This window comes from Seohaeicola sp. 4SK31 (genome assembly GCF_028802875.1).
In the GTDB taxonomy this organism is placed as follows: domain Bacteria; phylum Pseudomonadota; class Alphaproteobacteria; order Rhodobacterales; family Rhodobacteraceae; genus Seohaeicola.
The window spans coordinates 41,822-65,522 of sequence record NZ_JARAMP010000004.1; the positions used below are offsets into that span (position 1 = coordinate 41,822).

The 23,701-nt window shown below is 64.8% G+C and carries 25 protein-coding genes; 16 read left to right on the forward strand and 9 right to left on the reverse strand.

The window, feature by feature from the left end; all coding sequences use genetic code 11:
- Positions 1-49 precede the first annotated feature (49 nt).
- Positions 50-736 (reverse strand): response regulator transcription factor, encoded by a 687-nt coding sequence (locus PVW27_RS04525; protein ID WP_274555516.1) that lies wholly within the window; start codon positions 734-736, stop codon positions 50-52.
- A 158-nt stretch (positions 737-894) separates the two neighbouring features.
- On the opposite strand from PVW27_RS04525, the gene ribA reads away from it, so the two are divergent.
- Together ribA and PVW27_RS04535 are read left to right on the forward strand one after the other, a co-directional pair.
- On the forward strand, positions 895-1,986 hold the full coding sequence (gene ribA / locus PVW27_RS04530; RefSeq protein WP_274555518.1) for a GTP cyclohydrolase II: 1,092 nt from the start codon (positions 895-897) through the stop codon (positions 1,984-1,986).
- Positions 1,987-2,006: 20 nt separating this feature from the next.
- Positions 2,007-2,486: a L,D-transpeptidase family protein gene (locus tag PVW27_RS04535; RefSeq protein ID WP_274555800.1), complete on the forward strand. Its 480-nt coding sequence runs from the start codon at positions 2,007-2,009 to the stop codon at positions 2,484-2,486.
- Between the two features lie 43 nt (positions 2,487-2,529).
- Here the strand turns inward: PVW27_RS04535 and PVW27_RS04540 are convergent, their stop codons facing one another.
- Together PVW27_RS04540 and PVW27_RS04545 are read right to left on the reverse strand one after the other, a co-directional pair.
- Positions 2,530-3,183 (reverse strand): YggS family pyridoxal phosphate-dependent enzyme, encoded by a 654-nt coding sequence (locus PVW27_RS04540; RefSeq protein WP_274555519.1) that lies wholly within the window; start codon positions 3,181-3,183, stop codon positions 2,530-2,532.
- A 108-nt stretch (positions 3,184-3,291) separates the two neighbouring features.
- A complete protein-coding gene (locus PVW27_RS04545) occupies positions 3,292-4,230 on the reverse strand; it encodes a porin (protein WP_274555520.1) in 939 nt (312 codons plus the stop codon).
- Between the two features lie 321 nt (positions 4,231-4,551).
- Between PVW27_RS04545 and PVW27_RS04550 the strand changes: the two genes are divergently transcribed.
- Complete coding sequence (locus tag PVW27_RS04550) at positions 4,552-5,004, forward strand: DUF3576 domain-containing protein (protein ID WP_274555522.1); 453 nt, start codon at positions 4,552-4,554, stop codon at positions 5,002-5,004.
- Here the strand turns inward: PVW27_RS04550 and PVW27_RS04555 are convergent.
- Positions 5,001-6,260 (reverse strand): glycosyltransferase family 4 protein, encoded by a 1,260-nt coding sequence (locus tag PVW27_RS04555; protein WP_274555802.1) that lies wholly within the window; start codon positions 6,258-6,260, stop codon positions 5,001-5,003. The genes PVW27_RS04550 and PVW27_RS04555 overlap by 4 nt on opposite strands.
- Before the next feature lie 169 nt (positions 6,261-6,429).
- On the opposite strand from PVW27_RS04555, the gene leuS reads away from it, so the two are divergent.
- From leuS to PVW27_RS04575, 4 genes are all read left to right on the forward strand, one after another.
- Complete coding sequence (leuS, locus tag PVW27_RS04560) at positions 6,430-8,982, forward strand: leucine--tRNA ligase (RefSeq protein WP_274555524.1); 2,553 nt, start codon at positions 6,430-6,432, stop codon at positions 8,980-8,982.
- Positions 8,969-9,478 carry an LPS assembly lipoprotein LptE gene (gene lptE, locus PVW27_RS04565; protein WP_274555526.1) on the forward strand — a complete coding sequence of 170 codons (510 nt, stop codon included), beginning with the start codon at positions 8,969-8,971 and terminating at the stop codon, positions 9,476-9,478. Before leuS ends, lptE begins: the two co-directional genes overlap by 14 nt.
- A complete protein-coding gene (gene holA / locus PVW27_RS04570) occupies positions 9,475-10,500 on the forward strand; it encodes a DNA polymerase III subunit delta (RefSeq protein ID WP_274555528.1) in 1,026 nt (341 codons plus the stop codon). Before lptE ends, holA begins: the two co-directional genes overlap by 4 nt.
- Positions 10,501-10,605: 105 nt before the next feature.
- Positions 10,606-11,190 (forward strand): glutathione S-transferase family protein, encoded by a 585-nt coding sequence (locus PVW27_RS04575; RefSeq protein ID WP_274555530.1) that lies wholly within the window; start codon positions 10,606-10,608, stop codon positions 11,188-11,190.
- Positions 11,191-11,198: 8 nt separating this feature from the next.
- Here the strand turns inward: PVW27_RS04575 and PVW27_RS04580 are convergent, their stop codons facing one another.
- The gene (locus PVW27_RS04580; RefSeq protein WP_274555532.1) at positions 11,199-12,380 is read right to left on the reverse strand and encodes a TIGR03862 family flavoprotein; all 1,182 of its coding nucleotides are present in this window, start codon (positions 12,378-12,380) and stop codon (positions 11,199-11,201) included.
- 44 nt (positions 12,381-12,424) lie between these two features.
- Here PVW27_RS04580 and PVW27_RS04585 point away from each other — a divergent pair, with 44 nt between their 5' ends.
- A complete protein-coding gene (locus PVW27_RS04585) occupies positions 12,425-12,727 on the forward strand; it encodes an HNH endonuclease (protein WP_274555534.1) in 303 nt (100 codons plus the stop codon).
- A 47-nt stretch (positions 12,728-12,774) separates the two neighbouring features.
- Here the strand turns inward: PVW27_RS04585 and PVW27_RS04590 are convergent, their stop codons facing one another.
- The gene (locus PVW27_RS04590) at positions 12,775-13,383 is read right to left on the reverse strand and encodes an enoyl-CoA hydratase/isomerase family protein (RefSeq protein ID WP_274555536.1); all 609 of its coding nucleotides are present in this window, start codon (positions 13,381-13,383) and stop codon (positions 12,775-12,777) included.
- Positions 13,380-14,120, reverse strand: a complete 741-nt coding sequence (locus PVW27_RS04595; protein ID WP_274555538.1) for an SDR family oxidoreductase — start codon at positions 14,118-14,120, stop codon at positions 13,380-13,382. The genes PVW27_RS04590 and PVW27_RS04595 overlap by 4 nt, the downstream gene beginning before the upstream one ends.
- A gap of 137 nt (positions 14,121-14,257) precedes the next feature.
- Between PVW27_RS04595 and PVW27_RS04600 the strand changes: the two genes are divergently transcribed.
- From PVW27_RS04600 to PVW27_RS04635, 8 genes are all read left to right on the forward strand, one after another.
- Positions 14,258-15,778, forward strand: coding sequence for a DUF2125 domain-containing protein (locus PVW27_RS04600; protein ID WP_274555540.1), 1,521 nt, complete (start codon positions 14,258-14,260; stop codon positions 15,776-15,778).
- 141 nt (positions 15,779-15,919) lie between these two features.
- Positions 15,920-17,269, forward strand: a complete 1,350-nt coding sequence (locus PVW27_RS04605) for a TldD/PmbA family protein (RefSeq protein WP_274555542.1) — start codon at positions 15,920-15,922, stop codon at positions 17,267-17,269.
- A complete protein-coding gene (locus PVW27_RS04610) occupies positions 17,256-18,044 on the forward strand; it encodes an inositol monophosphatase family protein (protein ID WP_274555544.1) in 789 nt (262 codons plus the stop codon). Before PVW27_RS04605 ends, PVW27_RS04610 begins: the two co-directional genes overlap by 14 nt.
- A gap of 91 nt (positions 18,045-18,135) precedes the next feature.
- Entirely contained in the window at positions 18,136-18,378 is a 243-nt protein-coding gene (locus PVW27_RS04615) for a DUF4170 domain-containing protein (RefSeq protein WP_274555546.1), read from the forward strand.
- Between the two features lie 6 nt (positions 18,379-18,384).
- Complete coding sequence (locus PVW27_RS04620) at positions 18,385-19,620, forward strand: 3-deoxy-D-manno-octulosonic acid transferase (RefSeq protein WP_274555548.1); 1,236 nt, start codon at positions 18,385-18,387, stop codon at positions 19,618-19,620.
- A complete protein-coding gene (gene lpxK / locus PVW27_RS04625) occupies positions 19,620-20,621 on the forward strand; it encodes a tetraacyldisaccharide 4'-kinase (RefSeq protein WP_274555549.1) in 1,002 nt (333 codons plus the stop codon). Before PVW27_RS04620 ends, lpxK begins: the two co-directional genes overlap by 1 nt.
- 11 nt (positions 20,622-20,632) lie before the next feature.
- Entirely contained in the window at positions 20,633-21,085 is a 453-nt protein-coding gene (locus PVW27_RS04630; protein ID WP_274555550.1) for a bleomycin resistance protein, read from the forward strand.
- A 77-nt stretch (positions 21,086-21,162) separates the two neighbouring features.
- The gene (locus PVW27_RS04635; protein ID WP_274555552.1) at positions 21,163-21,669 is read left to right on the forward strand and encodes a GNAT family N-acetyltransferase; all 507 of its coding nucleotides are present in this window, start codon (positions 21,163-21,165) and stop codon (positions 21,667-21,669) included.
- Between the two features lie 216 nt (positions 21,670-21,885).
- On the opposite strand, the gene PVW27_RS04640 is transcribed toward PVW27_RS04635, so the two are convergent.
- Together PVW27_RS04640 and PVW27_RS04645 are read right to left on the reverse strand one after the other, a co-directional pair.
- Positions 21,886-23,004: a CaiB/BaiF CoA transferase family protein gene (locus PVW27_RS04640; protein ID WP_274555804.1), complete on the reverse strand. Its 1,119-nt coding sequence runs from the start codon at positions 23,002-23,004 to the stop codon at positions 21,886-21,888.
- Complete coding sequence (locus PVW27_RS04645) at positions 23,004-23,666, reverse strand: DsbA family protein (protein ID WP_274555554.1); 663 nt, start codon at positions 23,664-23,666, stop codon at positions 23,004-23,006. Before PVW27_RS04645 ends, PVW27_RS04640 begins: the two co-directional genes overlap by 1 nt.
- Positions 23,667-23,701: the final 35 nt, after the last annotated feature.

Sequence of the window (23,701 nt, forward strand, 5' to 3'; positions counted from 1 at the left end):
ATCTGCATCAAGACAGTAGGGTTTTCCTTACGCTGCGTAAGTGCATCCCTTATGCAACAAGGCGATATCCGCCCGACTCGGTGACAAGCAAACGGGCGTTCGACGGATCGGGCTCGATCTTCTGGCGCAACCTGTAGATGTGCGTCTCCAGAGTGTGCGTCGTGACCCCGGCATTATAGCCCCAGACCTCATGCAGCAGCACATCGCGCGGCACCACACCTTCGGTGGCACGGTACAGATACTTGAGGATATTCGTCTCTTTCTCGGTCAGACGGATCTTCTTGTCGTCCTCGGTGATCAACATCTTCATCGCAGGCTTGAACGTATATGGCCCAAGAGTGAAGACGGCATCCTCGCTTTGCTCGTGCTGACGCAGCTGTGCGCGGATCCGCGCCAGAAGAACCGGAAACTTGAACGGCTTGGTGATGTAGTCATTGGCGCCCGCATCCAGGCCCAGGATCGTATCCGCGTCGCTGTCATGGCCCGTCAGCATCAGGATCGGGCATTTGACCCCCTGTTTGCGCAACAGCCGGCACAGCTCGCGCCCGTCCGTATCGGGAAGTCCCACGTCAAGGATCACCAGGTCGTAAAGCGCTTCCTTGGCGCGTTTCATGGCCTCGGAACCATTCCCGGCTTCGAAGACATCGAAATCCTCGGTCATGACAAGCTGCTCGCTCAGCGCCTCGCGCAGATCCTCGTCATCATCGACCAGAAGTATTTTCTTCAACTGTGCCATGGGTTTCCCTCCTGTGGTTGTGGTAAAGATGCGCCCGCATGGCGCAGGCGACAAGTCGGGGTGCCAATCTCTCACGCTGTCGTGTAAAGCAGTGTGCAAATGTTTCAGGTAAATGCGTAAAACCCCGTTTCAGGCACACGCAACGCAACAGGCCCCGCATGAGTTTCAGCCCGGATGTTACAGAAATACTGGCCCGCGCCCGCGCTGATCTGCGCATGGGCGTACCGGTGGTGCTGCAAGACGGAAGCGGAGGGGCGTTGGTTCTGGCGGCTGAAACGCTGGATGCACAACGGCTGGCCGATCTGCACGCCTTGGGTGGGGCGCCGGTTCTGGCCTTGACCGCACGACGGGCGGAAACCCTGAAGGCGCGCGCCTATGATGGTGACATCGCCCGCGTGATCCTGCCCGCTGATGCCAGCCTGGCCTGGGTTCTGGGTGTAGCGGACCCGGCGGATGACTTGAAGAAGCCGATGAAAGGCCCCCTCATCACGCAGCGCGACGGATCCGCGGACCTGCACCGCCTGGCTGTGATCCTGACCAAGACGGCACGGCTGCTGCCAGCAGCGCTGGTGCTGCCGCTGACCGATCCTGCGGGGTTCGCAACTGCCCACGGCCTGACCCGGATCGATGCGCCCCGCGCCCGCCCCCTCCTGGCCGCAGCCCCGGAGCCGCATCCGGTGGTCAGCGCACGCCTGCCTGTCGCCGCTGCCGAAAAGGGCCGGCTGCACATCTTCCGCCCCGAAGACGGGGGGGAAGAGCATTACGCCTTCGAGATCGGTCAACCCGACCGCGACACGCCCGTTCTGGCGCGGCTCCACTCGGCCTGCTTCACGGGTGACGTGCTGGGCAGCCTGAAATGCGATTGCGGGCCGCAGTTGCACGGCGCGCTGGAACAGATGGGCGAAGAAGGCGCAGGCGTTCTCCTCTATCTCAACCAGGAAGGCCGCGGCATCGGTCTGGCCAACAAGATGCGCGCCTATTCGCTGCAGGATCAGGGCTTTGACACGGTCGAGGCGAACCACCGCCTGGGATTCGAAGATGACGAGCGCGATTTTCGCCTGGGCGCCGAAATCCTGAAATCCATGGGTTTCAGCGCGATTCGCCTACTGACCAACAACCCGCGCAAGATCGCCATGATGGAAAAGCAGGGCATCACCGTCACAGAACGCGTGCCGCTGAAAGTCGGCGAGAACGCCCATAACCGCGCCTATCTTGCAACGAAATCCGCGAAATCGGGGCATATGCTGTGACCACCGCCACCGCGCGCGACATGGTGCTGACGCCAATGGGCCTGCGCTTCGGCGGGCAGACCTTCCCCTGCTCCATCGGACGCGGCGGCCTTACCGCTGTGAAACGAGAAGGCGACGGCGCCACCCCGCGTGGGGTGCACGGCATCGTGGGCATGCTCTATCGCCCCGACCGCATGGCACAGCCCGCCGACTGGGCGCTGCCGATCCTCCCCGGCGACCTGTGGTCCGACGACCCGCGACACGAGGACTATAACCTCATGGTTCGCGCGCCCTATCCCCACAGCCACGAGAAACTCCGCCGCGCCGATCCGCTTTACGATCTGATCCTGATCACAGACTGGAACTGGCCCCGTGCGGAACGCGGCCACGGCTCGGCCATCTTCATCCACCAGCGCCGCCGCGCTGGCTACCCGACCGAAGGCTGCGTGGCCCTGCGCCGCGACCACCTGCTCTGGATCGCCCAGCGCCTGCGCCACGGTTGCCGCCTCATCATCTTGTAACGCCCCGGTTTCTTCTTGCTTTAAATATCCATAAAACAACGCTTCACTCGTAAGCGCGCTCTCCGAAAATGGCCGATCCCACACGGATATGTGTGGCGCCCAACGCGATGGCGGATTCGAAATCGCCGCTCATCCCCATCGACAGCCCCATCAAACCGTTGCGCTCTGCAATCTTGGCCAGCAGCGCGAAATGCAAGGACGGCTCCTCCTCGACCGGCGGGATGCACATCAACCCGCGCAAGGGCAGGTCCAGCGCCCGCGCCTCGGCCACGAAAGCATCCGCCTCAGCCGGCATGACACCCGCCTTCTGAGGCTCTTCGCCGGTATTGATCTGCAGGAAGATATCCGGGCAATGCCCCATCTCCTGCGCCAGTCGCGCGATGGTCTGGGCCACCTTGGGGCGGTCCACCGAATGAATCACCTGAAACAGCTCCATCGCCTGGCGCGCCTTGTTGGTCTGCAACGGGCCAATCAGATGCAACTCGATACCGTCATAACGCGTGCGGAATTCCGGCCACTTCCCAGCCGCCTCTTGCACGCGGTTTTCACCGAACACCCGGTGCCCTTCGTCCAGCACGGCAGCGACACGTTCGTTCGGCTGCACCTTGGACACGGCGATCAGCGTCACATCATCCACGCTGCGCCCGGCACTCGCACAGGCTTTGGCGACACGGGCCTTGATCTCGGACAGCGACATGACATTCCCCTGGCTGATGCGGTCGCGCGCATGAAAACACCATCGCCGCACAAAAGAAAAGGGCAGGTCCGAGGACCTGCCCTTCCGTGTTCAACTGCTTGTTCTGGATCAGAACGAGAAGAAGATACCAGCCGAGACGATGTTGTCGCCAGCTTCGTTCTGGGTCCAGCCGCCTTCAACCGAAGCGCCGCCGCCCAGAGCGTAGGATGCGCCCAGACCGAAGGTTTCGTCGATCGAGTTGTTCTCGTCAGCAACGAAGCCGTAGACGTACAGAGCGTCGTTCACAGTGTAGCCACCGCGCAGCGAGATCTTCTCAGCAGTCACACCTGCGTAGTCGGTCTCAGCGAACGACAGACCGGCGTCGAACGCGCCGAACTTGCCACCCAGCGAGGCGAACAGAACGCTGTCGCCGTCACGTGCGCCATCGGTCCACTCTTCGTAAGCGACTGCAACAGTGTAGTCAGCGAACTTGTAGTTTGCGCCCAGACCATAGGACACGTCGGTGCTGTGTGCATGCAGGCCGATGCCGTTCATGCTGTACAGCACTTCGACGCCGTCCTGTGCGCTTGTCGCGCCAGCCGACTGGTAAGCAGTCCAGCCGAAGTTACCGCTCGTTGCGCCTGCCGGAGTGTTGGAGATGGTGTTGGCTGCCAGCGAACGGAAGCCGTTGCCTTCCAGACCCATGCCAGCCGATTTGGTCGGCAGGTACAGACCGGGTGCAGCTTCGATCACACCCAGGATGTTGCCCATCGCGATGGTCAGGCCACCGGCCGATGCGAAGAAGCGTGCGGTGTTGAAGTTACCCTGACCGGCGTTTTCTTCTGCCTGAGCGCGCAGACGTGCACCCAGAGTCAGGCCGCCATCGGTTTCGGTGGTGGCGTCGAACTGCAGACGCAGACGGCTTGCAGTGTTCACTTCGTCAACGCCAGCTGCGGCGCCATCGTTGTAGACTGCACCAAAGCGTGCATAGCCCGACAGTTTGACGTCGGCTGCGGCAACACCGGCGGTGGCGACCAGCGCGGTGGTTGCGATAAGAAGATTTTTCATTTCGTTGCCCTCGGTTTTTCAGAGATCGCCCAAGACAGCGAGTCCGCCTTGGGTATGCTCAATCGTTTCGCTCTTTTTAGGTGAGTGATGCAAGCGTCCCTGCCCCTGCCGATGCAAACCCGCCAGATATGGTGCAGACATGCCACACATGCTTTTGGGTCGGCCCGCACCATTCCGCCGATCCGCACCCCATGACCAAAGCCTCTTTTCAAGCAAAGCGCTTGCCCCGCAGGGCAGGCTTGGCTAGGACGGTGGCAACGGATTTCCTAACGGGGCTGGGCGAAGATGAAACAGCAGGCATTCAGGTTCATCGCATGTGGCATGCTGGTTTTCTCTCTGGCGGCCTGCGCCAATCAGGCCGAGGATGAGGGGCAGGTCGAAGGACAGCCGCGCATCTTCGATGCCGGGCGCGACGCCAATGCCTTCAATACCGGGCAGTCGATCTTCGACATCTTCAATCGCAACGCGCCCGATGTCTCGGTCGAGGTGAACCGCTACCTGTGGAACGCCTCGCTGGACGTGCTGAACTTCATGCCCATCGAATCGGTCGATCCTTTCACCGGGGTCATCGTCTTCGGTTTCGGCAATCCGCCGGGTGGCGGGCAGGCCTATCGCGGCACGGTCCATATCAAGGACCCGGCGCTTGAGGCGCGGTCTTTGGTCGTGGCGCTGCAAACCCGCTCGGGTCCCGTCTCCGCAGGCACCCAGCGCGCGGTCGAGGATGCGATCCTGTCCCGCGCCCGCCAGTTGCGCATCGCCGACGGCAAGCGCTAATCGCTGACCGTGCCGGGGGTGGCGGCAGCCAGCCTCTCGATCCAGTCCAGTTGTTGCGGCAGGCAGATGCGGCGCAGGTCATAGTGCGCCGTCACATGGGCGCGCGCGGCCTGCCCCAGACGCGCCCGCAATGCGGGATCATCCATCAGCCGACAGACCTGTTCGACCAGCGCGGCACCATCGAAGAAATCGACCAGCAGCCCCGTGTCACCATGGGTGATCGCCTCGCGCACAGGCGCGGTATCGCTGGCGACGATGGCGGCTCCCGCACTCATCGCCTCGAACAGGGACCAACTCAGGACAAAGGGATAGGTCAGATAGACATGCACGCGCGCCACTTGCAGCAGGGGCACAAAGTCACTGTAGGGCACACGGCCCAGAAAATGCACCCGCGCCCAATCCCTGTCCGGGATCTGCCCGCGCACCTCATCGACGAAGATCTGCTTCCAGGTCTGCCCCTTTGGCGGTTTTCCCCCGTATGACACGTCATCTCCCCCCACGATCACCACCTGCGCCTGCGGTCGCGCCGCCAGCAGACGCGGCAAGGCGCGCATGAAGACGTGATAGCCGCGATAGGGCTCAAGGTTGCGATTGACGAAGGTCACCACCTCATCGTCCCGCGTCAGAACCTGCCCATCGGGCAGGGTGACCCGCGCGCCCGGATCGGGGCGCACATGATCCGTGTCGATCCCGTCATGGATCACGCTGATCCTGTCGCGGAATGCCGCCGGAAAGGTATCCGCCTGAAACCGCGTCGGACTCAGCCCCATGTCACATAACGGCAGATGAATCAGGTTGTTCAGGTTCTTCATGCGGATACGCAGATGCTCTGCCTCGGACACCTGCGGCATGAACTCCGGGTCGAAACCCAGATGATCCCGGTCGGACAGATGATACAACTCGCAATACAGCCCGATCCGCGCGGCGGGCCAGACATCGCGCAGGAACATCGGCTCGCCCCAGCCATGATGCGCCACGATGATATCCGGGTGATAGCCCTTGTCCCGCAAGGCGCGGGCGGCGTGATAGCAGGCTTCCCCCCGGATCACCTTGGTCTCGGTATCGGCCAGCCAGGGATGCACGCCCTGCCCGGATGGCCGCTTGACCGCATAGGGCAGCAACCGCACGCCGTTCCAGACGGTCGCCTCCTTGACGCGCAGGGTCAGCGCCGTGCACGCATGCCCCTTGGCGACCAATGCCGGTGCCAGATGCTTGAACTGGCCAGGAAAGTTCTGGTGGATGAACAGGATCTTCACGCGGCTACCTTGGTCCTCACTCGTCACGCTGCCCCTTTATAGCGGCCAATTTCGCCCTGCCCAGACCCGCATTTTTATGCGCCGCCACTGGACCATGGGCCAAAGCGGGCCTATCACGCGCAGTGAACAGGGCTTGACGGCCCCGCAGGATCAACAAGAGGTCAGCCCGATGTCGCGCTATGATGCCGCCCAGATCGAAGCGAAATGGCAAACCGCCTGGGACAGCGCCGGGCTGTTCCGCGCCGTGCCCGCCAGCCAGACGACCAAGCCGAAATATTACGTGCTGGAAATGTTCCCCTATCCCTCGGGCCGCATCCACATGGGCCATGTGCGCAACTACACGATGGGCGACGTGATCGCGCGCTACAAGGTGACCAAGGGCTTCAACGTGCTGCACCCGATGGGCTGGGACGCCTTCGGCATGCCCGCCGAAAACGCCGCTATGGCCATCGGCGGCCACCCCAAGGACTGGACGTACCAGAACATCGCCGACATGCGCGCCCAGATGAAACCCCTTGGCCTATCCATCGACTGGAGCCGGGAATTCGCCACCTGCGACCCCGAATATTACGGCCAGCAGCAGGCGCTCTTCCTTGATATGCTGGAAAAAGGGCTGGTTTACCGCAAGAACGCCGTGGTGAACTGGGACCCGGTCGATATGACCGTTCTGGCCAACGAACAGGTGATCGACGGCAAGGGCTGGCGCTCGGGTGCCGATGTGGAACGGCGCGAACTGACACAGTGGTTCTTCAAGATCTCGGATTACTCCGAAGAATTGCTGACCGCGCTGGACGATCTGGACAACTGGCCCGCCAAGGTCCGGCTGATGCAATCGAACTGGATCGGCAAATCGCGCGGCCTGCAATTCGCCTTCTCCCTGATCGACGGCCCGCATGGCACTGACCGGATCGAGGTTTACACCACCCGCCCCGACACCCTTCTGGGGGCCAGCTTCGTGGGGATCTCGCCCGATCATCCGCTGGCCAAACAGCTTGAGCGTGACAATCCCGACGTGGCCGCCTTCTGCGCCGATTGCCGCAAGGGCGGAACCACCGAAGAAGCGCTTGAGAAGGCCGAGAAGAAGGGCTTCGACACCGGCCTGCGCGTGCGTCATCCCTTTGACACCGCATGGGAATTGCCCGTCTACATCGCGAATTTCATCCTGATGGATTATGGCACCGGGGCCATCTTCGGCTGCCCTGCCCACGATCAGCGCGACTTCGATTTCGCCACGAAATACAACCTGCCCATCATCGCGACCTTCCTGCCATCCGAGGATAGCGCGACCGATCTGGACGAGGCCTACGTTCCCCTCAAGTCCGAAAAAGTCTACTACAACAAAGGCTTCGCAGGGCAGGCATGGCAGACCGGCGAACAGGCGGTCGAAGCCGCCATAACCTTCTGCGAAGAAAACGGGGTCGGCCACGGCGTCACCAAGTTCCGCCTGCGTGACTGGGGCCTGTCGCGTCAGCGCTACTGGGGCTGCCCCATCCCCGTCGTGCATTGCGACACCTGCGGCGTGGTGCCCGAGCGGAAAGAGAATCTCCCGATCCGCCTGCCCGACGATGTGACCTTCGACGTGCCCGGCAACCCGCTGGACCGTCACCCCACATGGCGCGATTGCACCTGCCCCAAATGCGGTGCCCCCGCGCGGCGTGAAACCGACACGATGGACACTTTCGTGGACAGCTCATGGTATTACGCTCGCTTCACCGCGCCCCATGCCACGACGCCCACCGATATGGCCGAAGCCAGCTACTGGATGAATGTCGATCAATATATCGGCGGGATCGAGCATGCGATTCTTCACCTGCTCTATTCGCGCTTCTTCGCCCGCGCGATGAACATCACCGGCCATCTGCCCGCCTCGGCGCGTGAACCCTTTGACGCGCTCTTCACCCAAGGCATGGTGACCCATGAAATCTACCAGACCCGCGATGCCAACGGGCGGCCCGTCTATCACCTGCCCGAAGATGTCGAGAATGGCCGCCTGAAAGCCACAGGCGAGGCGGTGGAAATCATCCCCTCCGCCAAGATGTCGAAATCCAAGAAAAACGTGGTCGATCCGGTCAACATCATCTCGGCCTACGGCGCCGATACCGCGCGCTGGTTCGTGCTGTCCGACAGCCCGCCCGAACGCGACGTGGAATGGACCGCCTCAGGGGCCGAGGCGACGTTCAAGCACCTCGCCCGCGTCCACCGCATCGCCGCCGATATCGCCACCGCGAATGACGCCGCGAATCCCGAGGATGAAGCCCTCCTGCGCGCCATGCACAAATGCATCCACGAGGTGACAGGCGGCATCGAATCCTTCGGCTTCAACGCGGCCATCGCGCGGCTATACGCCTTCACCAACACACTGGCCAAATCCACCGCCGGAACGGATGCAAAACGCACCGCCGCCCGCACTCTCGCGCAGTTGATGTCCCCCATGACCCCGCATCTGGCCGAGGAAATCTGGTCCCTTCTTGGCGGTGAAGGTCTGATCGCCGCCGCCCCATGGCCCATTGCCGACGAATCGATGCTGATCGACGATACCGTCGTCCTGCCGATCCAGATCAACGGCAAACGCCGCGCGGAAATCAGCGTAGCGCGCGAGATCGACAAGGAGACGCTTGAAAAGATCGTCCTCGCCCATGATGCTGTCATCAAGGCGCTGGAAGGGGCCCAGCCCAAGAAACTGGTCATCGTCCCCGGACGGATCGTCAATGTCGTTATCTGACCGTAGGACAGTGCTGCGCGGGCTTGGCCTTCTGGGCCTCGGCAGCCTGTCACTGGGTGCCTGTGGTTTCACTCCGGCCTATGGCCCGACGGGCGCGGCCAGCCGTCTGCAGGATAGCATCCTGCCCGACGCGCCACAGGGCCGCGATCAATACCTCTTGATCCAGCGGTTCGAGGAACGTCTGGGGCGCGGCACCGATGGCCCTTATGCCTTGGGCTATACCTATGCCATCAGCGGCGCGCGCATGGCGGTGACGGCGGACAACACGACAAGCCGGTTCAACTATATCGGCAACGTGAATTTCGTCCTGCGTGACCGCGCCACCGAGGCCGTGCTGCTGCGCGGCACGGTGGATGGTTTCACCGGCTTCTCCCTCACCGGGTCCACCTCGGCCACCGCCGCCGCCGAACGCGACGCGCGCAACCGTCTTGCTGTTCTGCTGGCCGACAAGATGGTGACCCAACTCATTGCCGCCGCCAGCCGCCTGCCCGCATGAAACTGACACCCCGCGACGCCCCGCGCTATTTCGCCCGCCCCGACCCGGACCGGACCGGCCTGCTGATCTATGGCGGCGATGCCATGCGCGTGGCCCTCAAACGGCAAGAGGTGATCGCCGCCCTGATCGGCCCCGCGGGCGAGGAGGAAATGCGCCTTGCCCGCCTGCCCGCAGCCGACCTGCGCAAGGACCCCGCCGCCCTGCTGGATGCCGTCAAGGCGATCAGCTTCTTCCCCGGCCCTCGCGTCGCCTTCGTCGAAGACGCCACCGACACCGCCGCTGACACCATCGCCGCCGCCCTGTCGGACTGGAAACCGGGCGACGCCCAGATCATCGTCACCGCCGGCGCGCTCACCGCCAAATCCAAACTCCGCACTTTGTTCGAGGCGCATCCCAACGCCTATGCCGCCGCCCTCTACGACAATCCCCCCACGCGCGAGGAAATCGCCGCCGAACTCGCCCGCGCAGGTCTCACCGATCTGGACAACGCCGCCATGACCGCCCTCACCGCGCTCGCGCAAGAGATCGAGCCGGGTGATTTCCGCCAGACCCTTGAAAAACTCTCGCTCTACAAACTGGGCGATCCCACCCCCGTCAGCGCCGCCGATATCGCCAACTGCGCCCCCGCCACCTCGGACGCCGATCTCGACGACGTGCTCAACATCGTGGCCGAGGGCAAAGACGCCGAAATCGGCCCCGTCATGCGCAAGCTGCTGGCGCAGGGCGTCCAACCCGTCAGCCTCTGCATCAGTGCCGCCCGCCATTTCCGCACGCTCTACGCCTGCGCCGCCGATCCCGGCGGCCCCGCGCAGGGCATCGGCAAACTGCGCCCGCCGGTTTTCGGTCCCCGCCGCGACCGCATCCTCAGGCAAGCCCAGGGCTGGCGCATCCAGCGGCTGGAAATGGCCCTCAGCCTGATCACCGACACCGACCTCCAACTGCGCTCGGCCGGCCAGCACGCCCCCGCCATGGCACTGGTGGAACGCACCCTGATCCGTCTCGCGATGCTGGCAAAGCGCTGACCGCGACGTCGCGGAAAATCGCCGCATCCCTCTGGAAATCCACCCCGAAACAGGATCAACTTACCCCCGGAACCGGCGCGCCCGCGCCTGTGAGGGAGAGAGATCATGTACGAAGTCATCGGCGGCACCCAAAGCCGCGCATTCCGTGTGATGTGGATGCTGGAGGAGCTGGACCAGCCCTACACCCACACCGCCGTCAAACCCCACAGCCCCGAGGCGCTGGCCGCCAATCCCTCGGGCAAGATCCCCGCGCTGCGCGATGGTGATGCGCTACTGACCGATTCGACCGCGATCCTCACCTATCTGGCCGACAAGCACGGCAAGCTGACCTTCCCCGCTGGCACGATCCAGCGCGCCCGGCAGGACGGCATGACCCATATGGTGCTTGATGAACTCGACGCCGTCCTCTGGACCGCCGCCCGCCACAGCTTCATCCTCCCCGAGGAAAAACGCGTGCCCGCCGTCAAGGACAGCCTGAAATGGGAATTCTCGCGCAATATCGCGCGGCTGGCCGATGCGATGGACGGCCCCTTCCTGATGGGCGACACCATGACCATCGCCGATATCATCGCCGCCCATTGCCTCAACTGGGCCTACAGCGCCAAGTTCGAGATCGACCAGCCGAAACTGCTGGCCTATGCCAAGGTCATGCGCAGCCGCGACGCCTTCAAACGCGCCGCCGCCAAGTGACTGCCGGGTCAGGGGGCCTCGGCCCCCTGCACCCATGACGCCGCGTGCCGCCCGGCCCATAGCCCTGTCGCCAGCGCCCCGCTGATCAGATAGCCACCCGTGGGCGCCTCCCAATCCAGCATCTCGCCCGCCGCAAAGACCCCCGGCATCGCGCGGATCATCAAGCCGTCATCCAGCGCCGCCAACCTGATTCCCCCTGCCGTGGAAATCGCCTCATCCATCGGGCGCGGCCCCTGATGCGGCACGGCCAGCGCCTTGATCCGCGCCGCCAACGCCCCCGCTTCCTGCGGCAAAGGCTGGCCAAACTCCATCAACAGCGCCAGCTTCACCGGGTCCAGCCGCAGGACCTTGCGCAGATGATTGCTCCAACTCGCCTTGCCGCGCGGCCGCGCCAGCCGTTCTCCCACCTGCTGCACGCTCATATCCGGCATCAGGTCCAGCACCAGTCCCGCCCCCTCGCGCAGGGCGCGCGACACGGCATAGATCCCGCCACCTTCGATCCCGCGCGCCGACAGGACGATCTCGCCGCGTGACACCTGCCCGCCCGCATGCAGCGCGATCCCTTTCACGGGTTGCCCCAGATGCCGCGCGATATGCGCCGACCATGGCACGACAAATCCCATATTCGCAGGCTGAAACGGCGCCAGCGGAACGCCCGCCAAAAGCCCGGCCCAAGCGCCGTCCGATCCCAGCCGCGCCCAACTTGCCCCGCCGCAGGCCAGCACGGTCACATCAGGACGCATCACCTGCACGCCCTCCGGCGTGTCGAAACGGAGCCCGTCCTCGATCCCGATCCAACGCCACCGCGTGCGGATCTCAACCCCCAACCCCGCCAGACGCGCCAACCACGCCCGCACCAAAGGCGAGGCTTTCATGGCAACCGGAAACACCCGCCCCGAGGATCCCGTGAACACCTCTTGCCCCAACCCGCGCGCCCAATCCTGCACCGCATCGGGTCCAAAGGCGGCCAAAACGGGGCGCAAGACCGGACCCGCCTCGGCATAGGCCGCGACGAAAGCATCAATCCCTTCATCCTTGGTGATGTTCAGCCCGGATTTCCCCGCCATCAGGAACTTGCGCCCGACCGACGGCTTCGCCTCGGCCACGACGACGCGCAGCCCGGCCCGTGCCAGCGCCTCGGCCGCCATCAGACCCGCCGGCCCCGCCCCGATCACCAAAGCCTCGCTCATTGCCACCCTTGCCTTTGCCCGCGCATATCCCATCCTTGCAGGTCATGGATGCCAGCGACACCCCGATCTGCCCGCTTTGCCTGCGCCCGATCCCGGCCGATGTGCCGCAATCGGCCCATCACCTGATCCCCAAGCTCAAGGGCGGCAAAGGCGGCCCGACCGTGCTGTTGCATCACATCTGCCACAAGGAAATCCACGCCACGCTTACGGAATCCGAACTGGCCCGCAGCTTCAACACGGTTGATGCGCTGCGCGCCCATCCCCGCCTCGCCCGCTTCGCCGACTGGATCGCCAAACGCCCGCCCGGCTTCCTCTCCCGCAGCCCCGGATCACGCCGCAAACGCTAGGCCGCTTGCTTCTTCTTGCTCCAAATATCCAAGTCCGACGACTGCCCTCAGCGGCACATCGCCTTGATCGTGCTGGCAAAATCCGGCTTCGCCGCCAAAGTGTCAGCCCCGATGGACCGCGCCACCTCGATCAAGGCAACATCCTCGACGATCCGGTCGATCAGACCATAGGACAGCGCCTCATCCGCCGTGATCTTCTGCCCGCCCATCAGGATCAGCTTGGTCCGCGCCGGTCCGATCAGCGCCGCCATACGACCGGGGTCCGAAGGTTGCGGCAGAAATCCCAGTTTCATCACCGGATAGAAGAACTTCGCATCCGGCACCGCGATCCGCAGATCGCAGGCCAGCGCCATGCCCATGGCGCCCCCCGCCAGCGTGCCATTCAACGCGGCGATGGACAGGCCCGGCAAGGCGGCAATGGCCCCCGACAGCCGTTCCCACAGGGGGCTTGTCGCCAACCCCGCCCGCGCCGCCTCAAGATCCGCGCCTGCGCTGAACACCCGGCCTGTCCCGGTCAGGATCAGCACCCGCGCCTCCTGCGCTTCCTCTGCGATCTCGCACAGCCGCTCCAGCATGGCGGCGGTCAGGGAATTGGCCTTGTCGGGCCGGTTGATCGTGACGGTCCACAGCCCGTCCTCCTTGGTCAGGTCGATCATATCAGCCCCACCCGGCGGCGAATCCCCTCATCACGCAACGAAATCTCGCGCCCCAGCCAGTCATCGGCATCGCTTGAGCACATCCACATCAACGCCCGCGCGGGCCAGTCTGCGGGGATGTGATCCTCCCATTCCAGCTTGGCGATCGGCCCCACGCCGCTGGCCTTGATCACCCGCTGCATATCTGTCGCCACCGTGCCCGGTGACAGGCCCATCACCCGTACACCCGCGCTGCCCGCTTCCAGATGCGCGCAGGATGTCAGCATCGCCGCCCCCGCCTTGGACGCGCAATAGCCGCTCCACCCTTCCAGCGGGTTATGCGCCGCCCCGGAACTGATCGTGATGATCGTGCCGCCGCCCTGCGCCTGCATCACCGGCAGCGCCGCGCGCATCCCGTGAAACACGCCCTTAAGGTTGATATCAATCGCACGCCCCCAGTCGTCCGCATCCGCCGCATCCAGACGCGCAATCGGCTCGATCACTCCCGCATTCCCGATCAGCACATCCAATCGCCCGAACTGCGCCACCGCCAGATCAACCGCCGCCTGCACCTGCGCCATATCGGTCACGTCACAGCCCACGCCCACCGCCTGCGCGCCGATCTCTGCGGCAATCCGGCCCACGGCACCCGCATCACGCGCCGCAAGCACCACATTGGCCCCGGCCGCCGCAAAGGTGCGCGCCGCCGCTTCCCCGATCCCACGGCTTGCGCCGGTGATCAGGACTGTCTTCCCCATGATCGCGTTCATCCTGTCCTCATCCTGTTTTCCCCTTGGTAAACGGGTCAATTCACGGGGTCCAGCGCCAAGAGGTCTTGACGCTTGGCCAGCATCCGTCACACTGCGCGCCGCATAGTCGCGGAAAGGTTGACAACATGAGTTTCTGGTCTCGCCACCTGGGCAGCAGCGCCATCGCAATTTTCATCACCGGGTCGGCAGCTTGGGCCGACGTGACCGCCGAGCAGGTCTGGTCCGATTTCAAAACCTATCTTGAAGACTTCGGCTATACTGTCGCCGGGACCGAACAGGCTTCGGGCGGCACGGTCACTGTGACCGGGCTGAACCTGACCATGGACAGCCCGCAGGACGGCACCACCGCCAGCCTCGTCATGGACAGCCTCTCCTTTGCCGAAACCGGCGACGGGCGCGTGCGCGTCACGATGCCCGACCGGATGCCGCTGGCCTTCTCCGTCACCCCCCCCGACACCGAGGGCGAGGATGTCTCCGGCACCGTGGACTATACCCAGCAGGGTTTCGCCATGGTCGTGTCGGGCGATCCCGACAACATGGTCTATACCTACGAAGCTGCCCAGATGGCCTTTGCCCTGACCAGCATGATCGTGGACGGGCAGGCCATCGCGATCGACGAAGCCGTGATGCGCATGACCGGCATTTCCGGTGAAAGCACAGTGACCGGCACCGATCTGCGCACATCAGCCCAGACCATGACCGCAGCGGCGCTGGACTATGTGCTGGACATGGCCAACCCCGAGGATCCCACGGGCCGCATTTCGCTGACCGGCGGCCTGAAGAACATCGGCTTCGACGGCACCCTCAGCGTGCCGGCCGAAGCGGATATGAACGATCTGCCCGCAGCCATGCGCGCGGGCTTTGCCGTGGACGGCGGCTACACCTACGAGGGCGGCTCCTCAGACATTTCCGTCACCGGACAGGGCCAGACATTCGAAGCCAACACCAGCTCCGACGCGGGTCGCCTGACCGTGAAGATGGACGGAACCCAGATTGCCTATTCCGGCGAAGCAACTGGCGTCGCCATGAACTATTCCGGGTCCGAAATCCCGCTGCCGATCACGCTGGGCATGGGCAAGGCCGGGTTCAACATGCTCTTCCCCATAAGCCAGACCGAAGAGCCCACCGATTTCGGCCTCGGCCTGACGCTGGCCGATGTCACGGTGTCCGATGCGATCTGGGGCATGGTCGATCCCGCCGGGCAACTGCCGCGCGATCCGGCCACCATCGACATCAACCTCACCGGCAAGGCCCGCGTGACGCAGGACATCATGGATGAACAGGCGATGATGGCCGCAACCACACCGCCCGGAGAATTGCACGCCCTGACGGTCAACGTGCTCACGCTGGCCATTGCCGGGGCGCGGCTGACCGGGCAGGGCGATTTCACCTTCGACAACACCGACCTGACCACCTTCGACGGCATGCCCCGTCCCGAAGGCGCGCTTGATCTGGAACTGACAGGCGGCAATACCCTGCTCGACACGCTGGTCGCCATGGGCCTCCTGCCCGAGGAACAGGCCATGGGCGCGCGCATGATGCTGGGCCTCTTCGCCCGGCCCGGCACCGGCCCGGACAGCCTGACCTCGCGGATCGAGATCAACGGCGAGGGTCAGGTTCTGGCCAACGGTCAACGCCTGCGCTGATCCGACATCGCAATCCGACAAGACCGGGGCCGCAGGCATATCGCTGGCGGCCCCGGTTGCGTGTCAGCCAGACTGCGACGGCTGCGCCCTTGCGTATCCCGGCCCCTCGGCCTACCTCACACCCAGCAAGGAGACCCATTCATGACCACCGCCCCTCTGGAAACCCTGACCGCCGCCCTGCTGGATGCGGCGCGCCGCGCAGGGGCCGATGCCGCCGATGCGATGGCGGTGCAGGGCACCTCGGTCGCCATCGACATCCGCGGCGGTGTGCTGGAACAGGCCGAACGCGCCGAAGGGATCGACCTTGGGCTGCGCGTCATGGTGGGACAGCGGCAGGCCAATGTCTCGGCCTCGGACACCAACCCTGCCACGCTGGCCGCCATGGCGGAACGCGCCGTGGCGATGGCGCGCGAGGCACCGCTTGATCCCACGATCGGACTGGCCGAACCGTCACAGCTCGCCCGCGACTGGAACATCGCCGCGCTGGAAATGTGCGACCCCACGCCTGAACCCGACCCCGCCACGCTGCAAGAAGACGCCGCCCGCGCCGAAGCGGCCGCCCTGTCCGTGCAAGGCGTCAGCAAGGTGGATTCCGCCAGTGCCGCCTACGGTCTGCGTCATGTGCATCTGGCCGCCACCAACGGCTTCTCGGCAGGCTATTCCCGCTCGGACAGGGCCATAAGCTGTGTCGCCATCACCGGCAGCGGCACCGGAATGGAACGCGACTATGATGGCGACATGCGGATCTTCCAGTCCGATCTGCGCAGCCCCGAGGATGTGGGACAGACCGCCGGACAACGCGCCGTGGAACGTATCGGGTCGCGCCGCCCCAAGACAGGCACCTATCCGGTGATCTTTGACGAGCGGATCTCCTCGTCCCTCATCGGGCATCTGCTGGCCGCGATCAACGGCAATTCCATCGCGCGCGGCGCGTCATGGCTGCTGAATGCTTTGGGCCAGCCCGTCCTGCCCGACCATCTGTCGCTGATCGAGGATCCGCTGCGCCCCCGCGCCACCGCCTCGCGTCCCTTCGATGCCGAAGGTCTGCCCACCCAGCGCCGCGCCATCGTTGAAAACGGCATCCTGACCGGCTGGACGCTGGATCTGGCCACCGCCCGCAAGCTGGGGATGCAATCCACCGCCAACGCCGCGCGCGGCACCTCCGCGCCGCCCTCGCCCTCGAACTGGAACGTGGCGCTGACACCGGGCAGCGCCAGTCGCGCCGATCTGATCCGCGACATGGGCACCGGGCTTCTGGTCACCTCGATGATCGGCTCGACGATCAACCCCAATACGGGCGACTATTCCCGCGGGGCCTCCGGCCTCTGGATCGAGAACGGGCAGATCGCCTATCCGGTCAACGAATGCACCATAGCGGGAAACCTGCGCGACATGCTGCGCCGGATCATCCCGGCCAATGACGCGCGAGCGCATCTCAGCCGCGTCGTGCCCTCGCTTCTGGTCGAAGGGATGACCCTTGCCGGCGACTGATCTCGATCTTCTGATCAGCGCCGCGCAAGATGCGGGCCGGCTTGCCACAAGCTACAGCGGCCCCACCGCCCAGCGCTGGGACAAGGCTGGCGAGGCTGGCCCCGTGACCGAGGCCGATCTGGCCGTCGACGCCATGCTGCGCGAACGCCTCACCTCCGCCCGCCCCGACTACGGCTGGCTGTCCGAGGAAACGCCCGACACCGCCGACCGCCTGACCCGCCGCCGCACCTTCATCGTGGACCCGATCGACGGCACCCGCAGCTTCATCGAAGGCGCCCCCACATGGGCCCATTCGCTGGCCGTGGCCGAAGATGGCGTGATCACCGCCGCCGTCGTGTTCCTGCCGCTCAAGCACAAGCTCTACAGCGCCGCCGCAGGCATGGGTGCCCATCTCAACGACAGCCCGATCCGCGTGTCGGATCAGCAGACCCTGGCAGGGGCCACCGTGCTGGCCACCAAGCCTGTCTACGATCCCGTAAACTGGCGCGGCCGCGACGTGCCGCATCTGGTGCGCCATCACCGTCCCTCGCTGGCCTACCGCCTGTCTCTGGTGGCCGAGGGCCGCTTCGACGCGATGGTCACCCTGCGGCCCAGCTGGGAATGGGACATCGCCGCAGGCGCCCTGATCCTGTCCGAGGCCGGGGCCCACACCACCGACCGCACCGGCACCGCCCTGCGTTTCAACAACCCGCACCCGCAGGTCAACGGCGTGCTGGCAGCAGGTGCCGCGCTGCACAAGGCCCTCTCCGGCCGCCTCGCGCCCTGGCCCGTCTAGCCGCCCGCAGCACAGGCGGACAGCGGCGTCGCGGCTTGCGGCCATGGGGCAGACACCTTACCTTGCGCGCAAACCCCGAAGGGAGAAACCGATGACCCAACGCCTGCATCTTGTCTTTGGCGGAGAGCTGACCCATTCCGGCTCGACCGAATTCCGTGACACCGCCAACCTGCATATCGTCGGCATCTTCGCCGACTACGCCAGCGCCTACCGCGCCTGGAAGGCCGAAGCGCAGCGCACCGTCGATGACGCCCATATGCGCTATTTCATCACCCATCTGCACCGGATGCTGGACGAGCAATCCGAAACCTCGCCGACGCGGGAGATCGGCTAGGACCCCATGCCGCGCTCTGTCAGCCTTTCTGCCTACCTGACCCTGGCCCGCAGCGCGCCGGGCCAAAGCCGCGCCGCCACACCCGTGGCGCGCACAGCGCCCCCCCGCCCGGAGGGAGAGCTGATCTGGGGCCACGCCACCACCGAAAGCCGCGCCGCCGCCTTGATCCAGATCACCACCCGCCTGCGCGCCCATCGCCCCGATCTGCATCTGCTCCTGACCCTTCCGCCCGATCTGCCCGCACCCGACGCAGTCAAACCCTTCATCATCCCGGTCACCGCCCCCGACGAAACGCCCCCGCTGATCGCGGCCTTTCTGGACCACTGGTCACCGGACCTCTGCCTCTGGGCCGGCGGACAACTGCGCCACGCGCTGATCAACGCCGCCGCAGACCGCAAGATGCCGATGTATCTGATCGACGCCGATGAATCAGGCTTCGACACCAGCCGCTGGCGCTGGCTGCCCGACCTGACCAAGGTCACGCTGCGCCGGTTCGACAAGGTTCTGGCCAGCACCGGCAACGCCGCCAATCGCCTGCTGAAGCTGGGGGTTGCGGCGGCGGACATCACGATCACCGGCCCCCTGATGGAAGGCTGCGCCGCGCTGCCCTGCAATGACAAGGCCCGCGACAGGATGGCGCAAATGCTGGATGGGCGCCCGGTCTGGCTGGCCGCCATGGTGCAACCCGCCGAGGTGCCGATCGTGGTCGCCGCCCACCGCGCCGCCCTGCGCAGCGCGCATCGCCGCCTGCTGATCCTCGTGCCGGACGATCCCGCCGAAGGCACGCCAATGACCGACGCCCTCCGGGCCGAGGGCTGGCGCGTGGCGCAATGGTCCAGGGACGAGACCCCGGACGAAGCCTGCCAGATCCTTGTCGCGGACACGCAGGGCGACATGGGGCTCTGGTATCGGCTGGCCTCGATCACCTTCATGGCCAGTTCGCTGGTCGCCGGGCATGGTGGCCAGGACCCGTTCGAACCCGCCGGGCTTGGCTCTGCCATCCTCTATGGCCCGAATGTCAGCCGCCACATGATCACCTATACACGCCTGTCCAGCGCCGGCGCCGCCCGCCTCGTGCGCGATGCCGACACGATGGCCGCGGCCGTGACCCTGCTCACCGCCCCCGATCAGGCCGCCGCAATGGCCCATGCCGCATGGGACGTGACCACCGCCGGGGCCGAAGTCACCGACCGCGTGCTGGAACTGATTCAGGACACACTCGACCTCAAGGCCGCGTCGTGATGCGCGCGCCCGGTTTCTGGTTCACCCCGCCCCAGCGGCCCGCGCTGGCCGCCCGGCTGCTGGCCCCCTTGGGCGCGCTCTATGCGCGCGGCACGGCGCGGCGTCTGGCGCAGGGCCACCCGGCGCGACTGTCCGTGCCGGTGATCTGTGTCGGCAACCTGAACGCTGGCGGCACCGGCAAGACCCCCACGGTGATCGCCCTGATCCAACTGCTGCGCGACCTGCATCTGGAACCGCATGTCGTCTCGCGCGGCTATGGGGGCAGTCTCGATGGCCCGGTCGAGGTGGACCCAAGACGGCACAGGGCCGCGCAAACCGGGGACGAGCCGCTTCTGCTCGCCGCCTTTGCCCATACATGGATCGCCCGCGACCGCGTGGCCGGCGCACAGGCCGCAGCGGTGGCGGGCGCGGATGTGATCCTGCTGGATGACGGGTTTCAGGACCCGTCCCTGCACAAGGATCTGTCGATCATCGTGGTCGATGCTGCCCGTGGTTTCGGCAATGGCCGCTGCCTGCCCGCAGGTCCGCTGCGCGAACCCGTCGCTGTGGGCATGGCCCGCGCCGATCTGGTGCTGTCCATCGGCACCATGCCCGCCCAAACAGCCTTCGCCGCCACCTGGGGCAACGCGATCACGGTCCCCCACCTGACCGGCGAACTGGCGCCCCTGCAAACCGGCATGACATGGACGGACACGCCCTTTCTGGCCTTCGCAGGCATCGGCCATCCCGAGAAATTCTTCACCACCCTGCGCGGCCTTGGCGCGACCCTCGTCCGGGCCGAGGCGCTCGAGGATCATCAACCCCTCACCACCGCCCTGATGACCCGGCTCGAGAACGAGGCCAAACTGCGCGGCGCCCAACTTGTCACCACCGAAAAAGACGCCGTCCGCCTTCCTCCCGCCTTCCGCGCGAAAGTCATCACCCTGCCGGTGCGCCTGACACTCGACCAGCCCGACACGCTGCGGGACCGACTTCGATCCTTGCAGACCTCATCCGGGTAGAGGGCACTCCGATGCCAGCAGACCCTGACGATACAGACCATACCGATCATTGGGCCGCCCTTGTGCCGGAACTCTTGGTCACCGACCTTGACCGCTCCCTTGCCTTTTATGTGGATCTCTGCGGCTTTCGCATCCGCATCTCCCGCCCCGGGGATGGCTTTGCCTATCTCGAACACGGGCAGGCCCAGATCATGCTGGAAGAACTGTCAGACGAGGCGTGGCAAACCGCCGACCTATCCGCGCCCTTTGGCCGTGGCATCAATCTGCAGATCGAAGTCACCGATGTCACAGCCCTGCATGCCCGCGTGACCCAAGCCGAATGGCCGCTCTTCCAACCCCTGACGACACAGTGGTACCGCGACGGCGCTATCAAACACGGCCAGACCGAATTTCTGCTGCAAGACCCCGACGGCTACCTGCTGCGCTTCATGCAGCATCTGGGACAACGCCCTTCGCCCCCCTGAACCACCCACCGCATTCATCTTGCCAAAAATACTCAAACCATAGCCTGAAACGATCAGGCTCGACCCAAACGGACGCCATGCCCCTCAGACCAGCCACGCTCGCGGACGCCTCCAGCATCGCCGCGCTCTCGATTGAAACATGGCTCAACACCTATCTCAAACACGGCGTCAGCCCCTTCTTCGCGGATTACGTCTTGGACACATTCACCACGGCCAAGACCGAACAGCTTATCTCGGACCCGGCGCAATACATTCTGCTGTCTGAAAACGCCGATGGGCCGGACGGGTTCATCCGACTCACCTTAGGTGCCGCAGCACCCGTCGCGGGTTGCTCCGACACGGAAATCGCAACGCTCTATGTGCAGCCCCGCCACCATGGCAAAGGGATTGGCAAGGCCCTGCTGCAAGCCGCCGTCGATCACGCCCGCGCAAGGGGGATTGCGTCCCTGTGGCTGACCACGAATGCCGAAAACCTGCCCGCCATCGCCTTTTATCGCGCCCAAGGCTTCACCCATATCGGTGACACCCATTTTCGCATCGGCGCGCAGGGCTATCTCAACCACGTCTACGGCAAAAATCTGTGATCCCTCCGGGCCACCCTGCCGGGCAGGGCACAGGATCACCCTTCATCATCACCCTTCATCTTGCCAAAAATACTCAAAGTCCCGCGCTGAAATGCAGGCCACAAACAGCAGGCATAAAAGCCCACCCCGCCAGAAGTGGTTAAAATGTGGTAAACACGGGCGCGTAACCCATTGATATTCCACAGGGCAGAAAATGTCCCACGGTGGGACAACACCTCAGCACGCGTTATCCTGCCCCAGCTTGGGCGCGGGCCGGTCCAGCGCCAGCTCGGCCTCGGAAAAGCGGATCGGCCCCCGCACGCCCGGAATGCCGCCGGGTTCAATCCTCATCCCCCGCGCAATGACCTGCGGGTCGGCAAAGACCTCGGCCATGTCATTGATCGGCCCCGCCGGGATCCCGCTGGCCTCACAGCCCGCCAGCAGATCGGCCTTGCTACGCCGGGCGGTCTCGCCGCTCAGCAGCGCGATCATCTCGGGCCGGTTCGCCACCCGGTCGGCATTCTTCAGGAACTTCGGATCAGTCGCCATCCAGTCCAGCCCCAAAAGCTGGCACAGCCGCTGATACTGCCCGTCATTGCCCGTGGCGATGATGATATGCCCGTCCTTGCAATCAAACACCTGATAGGGCGTCAGGTTCGGATGATAATTCCCCGTCCGCCCCGGCGGCGTCCCGGTGGTCAGATAGTTCATCGCCTGATTGGCCGTGACCGACACGGCCACATCCATCAGCGCCATGTCGATCTGCTGCCCCCGCCCCGTCCGGCTGCGCTGGTAGAGCGCGGCAAGGATACCGGCCACGGAATAGACCCCCGTGAAGATATCCGTCACCGCCACGCCCACCCGCTGCGGCTGCCCGTCCGGCTCGCCTGTGATCGACATAAGCCCGGACATGCCCTGAATGATATAGTCATACCCCGCCCGGTGCGCGTAAGGGCCAGTCTGCCCGAACCCGGTGATCGAGCAATAAATGAGCCCCGGATTGATCGCCGACAGGCTGGCATAGTCCAGCCCGTATTTGACCAGACCGCCCAGCTTGAAATTCTCGATCAGGATATCGGCACCGCGCACCAGGTCGCGGACCTGCTCCTGCCCCTCGGGGGTGCGGAAATCCACCGTGACGCTGGATTTGCCCCTGTTGCAGGAATGAAAATACGAGGCGGACCTGTCCCCGTCCCGCTCGATGAAGGGTGGTCCCCATTGCCGGGTGTCATCGCCTTCGGGGGCTTCGACCTTGATCACCTCGGCCCCAAGATCGGCCAGCGTCTGACCGGCCCAGGGGCCAGCCAGAATACGGGCCAGTTCAACGACCTTCAGGCCGGCAAGCGGGGCTTCCATCATTCACCCAGTTTTTCGTCCAGAATGGCCTTGAGATCGGCATAGGGCATGTTGGAATGCTTTTCGCCGTCGATGATCAGGGTGGGGGTGGAGTTCACGTCATCCGCTTCGGCATTGGCCTGATACCATGCGACCATCGCCTGCGCGGTCTCGTTATCGGCGAGGCACGCCTCAAGCTGCTCATTCTCAAGCCCGGCGACGCGCCCGATGCGGCGCAGGTTCTCGGCGATCAGGGCGGGATCGCCGCCGCCTGCAATCCATTCGGACTGCTGCTCGTAAAGCAGGTCGGCGATACCGAAGAACTTGGACGGCTCGCAGCGCGCGACCATCGCGGCCCAGAGGCCGAAGCGGTCGAAATAGACATCACGGTAGATGAACCGCACCTTGCCTGTATCGACATACTCGGCCTTCAACTGCTTGAGCGGGCCTTTGTGGAAGGTCGCGCAATGCGGACAGGTGAAGGAGGCGTATTCGATCATCGTGATCGGCGCATCCTCGGACCCCATGACCATCTCGACGATGCCCGAGGTGTCGATCTCGGCGGTCTGTGCATTGGCCATGCCCAGATCCGGCATGGCTCCGGTCGAGGGCCGCGTCAGCGACCAGCCGCCAGCGGCGAGAGCAAGGGCGGAAATGCCGACAAGGGCGGTTCTGCGGTTCATGTGTCTTACCTTTCCTTCACGGCTGACACGGCACT

What these genes read in the sequence shown, in the direction of transcription:
- PVW27_RS04525 (WP_274555516.1), bottom strand. Translation starts at nt 736, where the DNA reads ATGGCACAGTTGAAGAAAATACTTCTGGTCGATGATGACGAGGATCTG.
- ribA (WP_274555518.1), top strand. Translation starts at nt 895, where the DNA reads ATGAGTTTCAGCCCGGATGTTACAGAAATACTGGCCCGCGCCCGCGCT.
- PVW27_RS04535 (WP_274555800.1), top strand. Translation starts at nt 2,007, where the DNA reads ATGGTGCTGACGCCAATGGGCCTGCGCTTCGGCGGGCAGACCTTCCCC.
- PVW27_RS04540 (WP_274555519.1), bottom strand. Translation starts at nt 3,183, where the DNA reads ATGTCGCTGTCCGAGATCAAGGCCCGTGTCGCCAAAGCCTGTGCGAGT.
- PVW27_RS04545 (WP_274555520.1), bottom strand. Translation starts at nt 4,230, where the DNA reads ATGAAAAATCTTCTTATCGCAACCACCGCGCTGGTCGCCACCGCCGGT.
- PVW27_RS04550 (WP_274555522.1), top strand. Translation starts at nt 4,552, where the DNA reads ATGCTGGTTTTCTCTCTGGCGGCCTGCGCCAATCAGGCCGAGGATGAG.
- leuS (WP_274555524.1), top strand. Translation starts at nt 6,430, where the DNA reads ATGTCGCGCTATGATGCCGCCCAGATCGAAGCGAAATGGCAAACCGCC.
- lptE (WP_274555526.1), top strand. Translation starts at nt 8,969, where the DNA reads ATGTCGTTATCTGACCGTAGGACAGTGCTGCGCGGGCTTGGCCTTCTG.
- holA (WP_274555528.1), top strand. Translation starts at nt 9,475, where the DNA reads ATGAAACTGACACCCCGCGACGCCCCGCGCTATTTCGCCCGCCCCGAC.
- PVW27_RS04575 (WP_274555530.1), top strand. Translation starts at nt 10,606, where the DNA reads ATGTACGAAGTCATCGGCGGCACCCAAAGCCGCGCATTCCGTGTGATG.
- PVW27_RS04580 (WP_274555532.1), bottom strand. Translation starts at nt 12,380, where the DNA reads ATGAGCGAGGCTTTGGTGATCGGGGCGGGGCCGGCGGGTCTGATGGCG.
- PVW27_RS04585 (WP_274555534.1), top strand. Translation starts at nt 12,425, where the DNA reads ATGGATGCCAGCGACACCCCGATCTGCCCGCTTTGCCTGCGCCCGATC.
- PVW27_RS04590 (WP_274555536.1), bottom strand. Translation starts at nt 13,383, where the DNA reads ATGATCGACCTGACCAAGGAGGACGGGCTGTGGACCGTCACGATCAAC.
- PVW27_RS04595 (WP_274555538.1), bottom strand. Translation starts at nt 14,120, where the DNA reads ATGGGGAAGACAGTCCTGATCACCGGCGCAAGCCGTGGGATCGGGGAA.
- PVW27_RS04600 (WP_274555540.1), top strand. Translation starts at nt 14,258, where the DNA reads ATGAGTTTCTGGTCTCGCCACCTGGGCAGCAGCGCCATCGCAATTTTC.
- PVW27_RS04605 (WP_274555542.1), top strand. Translation starts at nt 15,920, where the DNA reads ATGACCACCGCCCCTCTGGAAACCCTGACCGCCGCCCTGCTGGATGCG.
- PVW27_RS04615 (WP_274555546.1), top strand. Translation starts at nt 18,136, where the DNA reads ATGACCCAACGCCTGCATCTTGTCTTTGGCGGAGAGCTGACCCATTCC.
- PVW27_RS04620 (WP_274555548.1), top strand. Translation starts at nt 18,385, where the DNA reads ATGCCGCGCTCTGTCAGCCTTTCTGCCTACCTGACCCTGGCCCGCAGC.
- lpxK (WP_274555549.1), top strand. Translation starts at nt 19,620, where the DNA reads ATGCGCGCGCCCGGTTTCTGGTTCACCCCGCCCCAGCGGCCCGCGCTG.
- PVW27_RS04630 (WP_274555550.1), top strand. Translation starts at nt 20,633, where the DNA reads ATGCCAGCAGACCCTGACGATACAGACCATACCGATCATTGGGCCGCC.
- PVW27_RS04635 (WP_274555552.1), top strand. Translation starts at nt 21,163, where the DNA reads ATGCCCCTCAGACCAGCCACGCTCGCGGACGCCTCCAGCATCGCCGCG.
- PVW27_RS04640 (WP_274555804.1), bottom strand. Translation starts at nt 23,004, where the DNA reads ATGGAAGCCCCGCTTGCCGGCCTGAAGGTCGTTGAACTGGCCCGTATT.
- PVW27_RS04645 (WP_274555554.1), bottom strand. Translation starts at nt 23,666, where the DNA reads ATGAACCGCAGAACCGCCCTTGTCGGCATTTCCGCCCTTGCTCTCGCC.